Here is a 3,839-nt window from a genome sequence, read left to right as displayed (position 1 = left end):
CCCGGGCCCGCCCCCCGCGGGGGGCCCGCGCCCGGGCACACAGTCCGCGCCCCCGGGGGCGCGTGGCCGGGACGCCTCGCCGAGGAGGCGCCCACGGGCCTTACAGCGGATTGGCGTTGAGCTGCTCGGTGTAGCGCCGCGTCATGAAGATCGCGAACAGCAGGCCAGCCACCGCCAGGCTGCCACCCACCAGGCCGATGTAGGGCATGCCGACATGGGTCCCCACCACGCTGCCCAGCAGGGCGCCACCGCCGATGCCGACGTTGTAGATGCCGGAGAACAGCGCCATGGCGACGTCGGTGGCGTCCTTGGCCAGGGCCAGCACCTTGGATTGCAGCGCCAGGCCGAAACTCATGATGGCGATGCCCCAGACCACGCTCAGCCCTTCCAGCATGAAGCTTTTCCAGGCGAAGGGCAGCAGCAACAGCAGCGACAGGGCGATGCCGGCGATGGCCGCGACCAGGAAGCCATTGGGAAATCTCAGGCTGTAGCGGCTGAACAGCAGCGAACCTATGACCCCGGAGCCGCCGAACAGCAGCAGCAAGGCGGTGATCTGCATGCCGCCCATGCCCGCCACTTCCACCGCGAAGGGCTCGATGTAGCTGTAGCCAGTGAAGTGGGCGGTCACCACCAGGGTGGTGAGCAAATAGATGCACAGCAGCGCCGGGCGCTTGAACAGCACCGGCAGGCTGGCCAGGGAACCGGAGTTCTCGCTGGGCAGCAGCGGCAGGTTGCGCGCCAGCCACAGGACCGTGCCCACCGCCAGCGCCGCGATGGCGACGAAGGTGTAGCGCCAGCCGAGCAACTCGCCCAGTACCCGACCCAGCGGAATGCCCAGCACCATGGCCAGGCAGGTGCCGGTGGCCAGCAGGCCGAGCGCCTGGGTCTGCTTGCCGGCCGGGGCGATGCGCACCGCCAGCGAGGCGGTGATCGACCAGAACACCGCATGGGAAAAGGCGATGCCGATGCGGCTGGCCACCAGCACCTCGAAGCTCCAGGCCACTCCGGAGAGGCCGTGGCAGGCAACGAAGACGATGAAGACGAACATCAGCAGGCGGCGCCGCTCGATGGAGCGGGTGGCGAGCATCATCGGCAGCGACATCAGGGCGACCACCCAGGCATAGATGGTCAGCATCAACCCGACCTGCGACGGACGCATGTCGAAACTGCGGCCGATGTCGCTGAGCAGCGCCACCGGGACGAATTCCGTGGTGTTGAAGATGAAGGCGGCCAGGGCCAGGGCGATGACACCGGACCAGCTGGATTTCCGGGCTTCGGCGGTAGCATCCATGGGGGGTCTTCTACTCCAGAGCGAAAGGGTGGACAGCGACTTCCAGGCAGAAAGCCGACGACGAAAACCCACGAGCAAAGGCTTGACCCGCCTGCGATGCCTGATCGCGAGCGAGAAGTCTGCTGTAGGTAGGGATTGGAATTGGATGTGGTAAAAATTCTACGCTGTTGCTTCGGACCCTCACAACCACCTGCAGTTGCGCCTGGCGGCCGCGAGCAGCCGGTCAGAATACCCAACCGCCTGATCGGCGGGGCTTTTTTGCCCAGGGACAAGCCTGGCAGCTGCCTGTCGCTGCGACAAAACATCGCGAAACCTTTTACCCAGGTCAGGCTGGTGGCGAAAGGCAGCGGGTCATTGACCTTGCCCCAGGGGCAAGCTCTAGCCTCGGCGTCGTCAGCCCAGTCAGGAGCTCTGCACATGCGTATTGCCCTTACCTCCACCCTGCTCGCCCTCACCTTGCTGGCGGGCGGCGTCGCCCAGGCCGCCGAGGCCCAGCATCCGCCCCACCAGGACATGCAGAAGAGCATGGAGACCATGCACCAAGGCATGGAAGAAGGCCTCAAGGCCAAGGACCCGGACCTGGCCTTCGCCAAGGGCATGCTGGCCCACCACGAGGGCGCGGTCGACATGGCTCGCTACCAGCTCCAGCACGGCAAGGACCCGGAGATGCGCAAGCTGGCCGAGGACATCATCCAGGCCCAGCAGAAGGAAATCGACCAGCTCAACCGCTGGATCAAGGCCCACGCCAAGTGATGGTACGCCGCGTCCGGGACTGGCACAGTGAGCTACCCGTCCCGACGCGGAGACCGCCATGCTGATCGACCATCTGGACCATCTGGTCCTGACCACCACGGACCTCGCCGCCTGCGAGGATTTCTACACCCGGGTGCTGGGTATGCGCCTGGAGACATTCGGCGCGGGGCGCAAGGCGCTGCGCTATGGCAATCAGAAGATCAATCTGCACGAGCGGGGGCACGAATTCGAACCCAAGGCCCACCTGCCGGTGCCGGGCGCCCTCGACCTCTGCTTCATCGCCCGTGAGCCGCTGGAGCGAGTGATCGCCCATCTGCAGCACGAAGGCTGGCCGATCATCGAAGGCCCGGTGGCACGCACCGGCGCCACCGGACCGATTCGCTCGGTCTATGTGCGCGATCCCGACCTCAACCTGATCGAGATCGCCGAGTACCCGACCTAGCGCGGCCGGCCAAACACCTGGGTCCAGTAGAGGCTGTGGGTGCTGCGCGGATTCAGGGCATAGGCCGCACCCATTTCGGTGAATTCCGGATTCATCAGATTGGCGCAGTGACCCGGACTCGCCAGCCAGCCCTGCATCGCCTGGGTGACCGAACCGGCGCCGGCAGCGATGTTTTCGCCGATGCGGGTCCAGCCGTAACCCTGCCTGGCTACCCGTTCGGCCACGGTGCCGCCACCGGGGGCGGTGTGGGAGAAGTAGTCGCGCCCGGCCATGTCCTGGCTGTGGGCCAGGGCGGCATTGGCCAGCGCCGGATTCCAGCGCAACGGCGTGGTGGCGGCGAAGCGGCGGGTGCCGCAGGTGCGCGCCTGGGCCCGGGCGCGATTGACCTCGGCGAGCACCGCCTTGCCGGCGGTCTGCCAGTCGCCCAGGCCGGCGCTCACCACCGGCCGCGCCAGCACCAGTTGCCAGCGCGGTCCCTGCTGGCTTACCCCGATCTGCGCATAGTCACTGCTGGCCAACGGTCGGCAATACTGCTGGCGCAGCCCGGCCATGGCCGCCTGGGCAGTCGGCGCGCCTGCCAGCATGATCACCTGCACCGCGGACGCCTGATAACCCGCGGCGCGCAGATCGCTCTGCAGCCGATCACGACCGGTCAGGCGCACCGCCGCCAGCCGACCGTCAGCGGTGAGGGGCGCCGCGGCGCGGGTGCCGGGACAGCCCTGGGGCGCGGCGCGATAGGCGTTGATCAGGCTGACCAGCCGCGCCTCCTCGGGCGTCGCGGCCAGGGCGGCCTGGGCCAGCAGGCCTGTAGTCAGCAACAGGGAAAAGACAGATAGACGAGGCATGCGCGAGCGGATCCGGAAAACAGGGAAGCGCTATGTACCCGGCCTGAACCCGAGGCGCAAGCCAGGCGACGGGCCAACCGAGGAACGGATGGCAGTTTGCTTGCAGGGGTGATTGGGGTAGGCTCGCCGGCTCATTCAACAGGAGTCTCTCCCATGGCCAAAGCCTCTGCCCGCCACATCCTGGTTTCCGACGAAGCCAAGTGCAACGAACTCAAAGCCGCCATCGAAGGGGGCGCCGACTTCGCCCAGGTGGCCAAGGACAACTCCAGCTGCCCCTCCAGCCGCCAGGGCGGCGACCTGGGCACCTTCCGCCCGGGCCAGATGGTCAAGGAATTCGACACCGTGGTGTTCAGCGCGCCGCTGCACCAGGTCCAGGGTCCGGTAAAGACCCAGTTCGGCTATCACCTGGTGGAAGTCACCAGCCGCGAAGATTGATCGCGCCGGTGGTCCCCCGCCCCGCGGGGGGCCCCGCCCCCCCCCGGCGCCCACCCGGGTTGCGGGCGGCGTG

The 3,839-nt window shown here is 67.5% G+C and carries 5 protein-coding genes; 3 read left to right on the top strand and 2 right to left on the bottom strand.

The window, feature by feature from the left end; translation table 11 throughout:
* Positions 1-100: 100 nt before the first annotated feature.
* Complete coding sequence (locus QMX82_RS25440) at positions 101-1,291, bottom strand: sugar transporter (protein WP_208692137.1); 1,191 nt, start codon at positions 1,289-1,291, stop codon at positions 101-103.
* Positions 1,292-1,708: 417 nt separating this feature from the next.
* Here QMX82_RS25440 and copM point away from each other — a divergent pair, with 417 nt between their 5' ends.
* Both copM and QMX82_RS25430 read left to right on the top strand, forming a co-directional pair.
* Entirely contained in the window at positions 1,709-2,044 is a 336-nt protein-coding gene (copM, locus tag QMX82_RS25435) for a CopM family metallochaperone (RefSeq protein WP_282288746.1), read from the top strand.
* 61 nt (positions 2,045-2,105) lie between these two features.
* Positions 2,106-2,486: a VOC family protein gene (locus QMX82_RS25430; protein ID WP_178083934.1), complete on the top strand. Its 381-nt coding sequence runs from the start codon at positions 2,106-2,108 to the stop codon at positions 2,484-2,486.
* Here QMX82_RS25430 and QMX82_RS25425 read toward each other — a convergent pair.
* Positions 2,483-3,331 (bottom strand): CAP domain-containing protein, encoded by an 849-nt coding sequence (locus QMX82_RS25425; protein WP_187979984.1) that lies wholly within the window; start codon positions 3,329-3,331, stop codon positions 2,483-2,485. The two genes, QMX82_RS25430 and QMX82_RS25425, sit on opposite strands and share 4 nt — an antisense overlap.
* Positions 3,332-3,484: 153 nt before the next feature.
* On the opposite strand from QMX82_RS25425, the gene QMX82_RS25420 reads away from it, so the two are divergent.
* Complete coding sequence (locus tag QMX82_RS25420) at positions 3,485-3,766, top strand: peptidylprolyl isomerase (RefSeq protein ID WP_133862742.1); 282 nt, start codon at positions 3,485-3,487, stop codon at positions 3,764-3,766.
* Positions 3,767-3,839: the final 73 nt, after the last annotated feature.

Source organism: Pseudomonas sp. PS02302 (assembly GCF_029959585.1).
In the GTDB taxonomy this organism is placed as follows: domain Bacteria; phylum Pseudomonadota; class Gammaproteobacteria; order Pseudomonadales; family Pseudomonadaceae; genus Chryseomonas; species Chryseomonas aestiva.
This window is presented reverse-complemented; position numbering and strand designations above follow the sequence as displayed.

Excerpts from the sequence above, each read along its gene's own strand:
- QMX82_RS25440 (WP_208692137.1), bottom strand. The coding sequence starts at position 1,291 with ATGGATGCTACCGCCGAAGCCCGGAAATCCAGCTGGTCCGGTGTCATC.
- copM (WP_282288746.1), top strand. The coding sequence starts at position 1,709 with ATGCGTATTGCCCTTACCTCCACCCTGCTCGCCCTCACCTTGCTGGCG.
- QMX82_RS25425 (WP_187979984.1), bottom strand. The coding sequence starts at position 3,331 with ATGCCTCGTCTATCTGTCTTTTCCCTGTTGCTGACTACAGGCCTGCTG.
- QMX82_RS25420 (WP_133862742.1), top strand. The coding sequence starts at position 3,485 with ATGGCCAAAGCCTCTGCCCGCCACATCCTGGTTTCCGACGAAGCCAAG.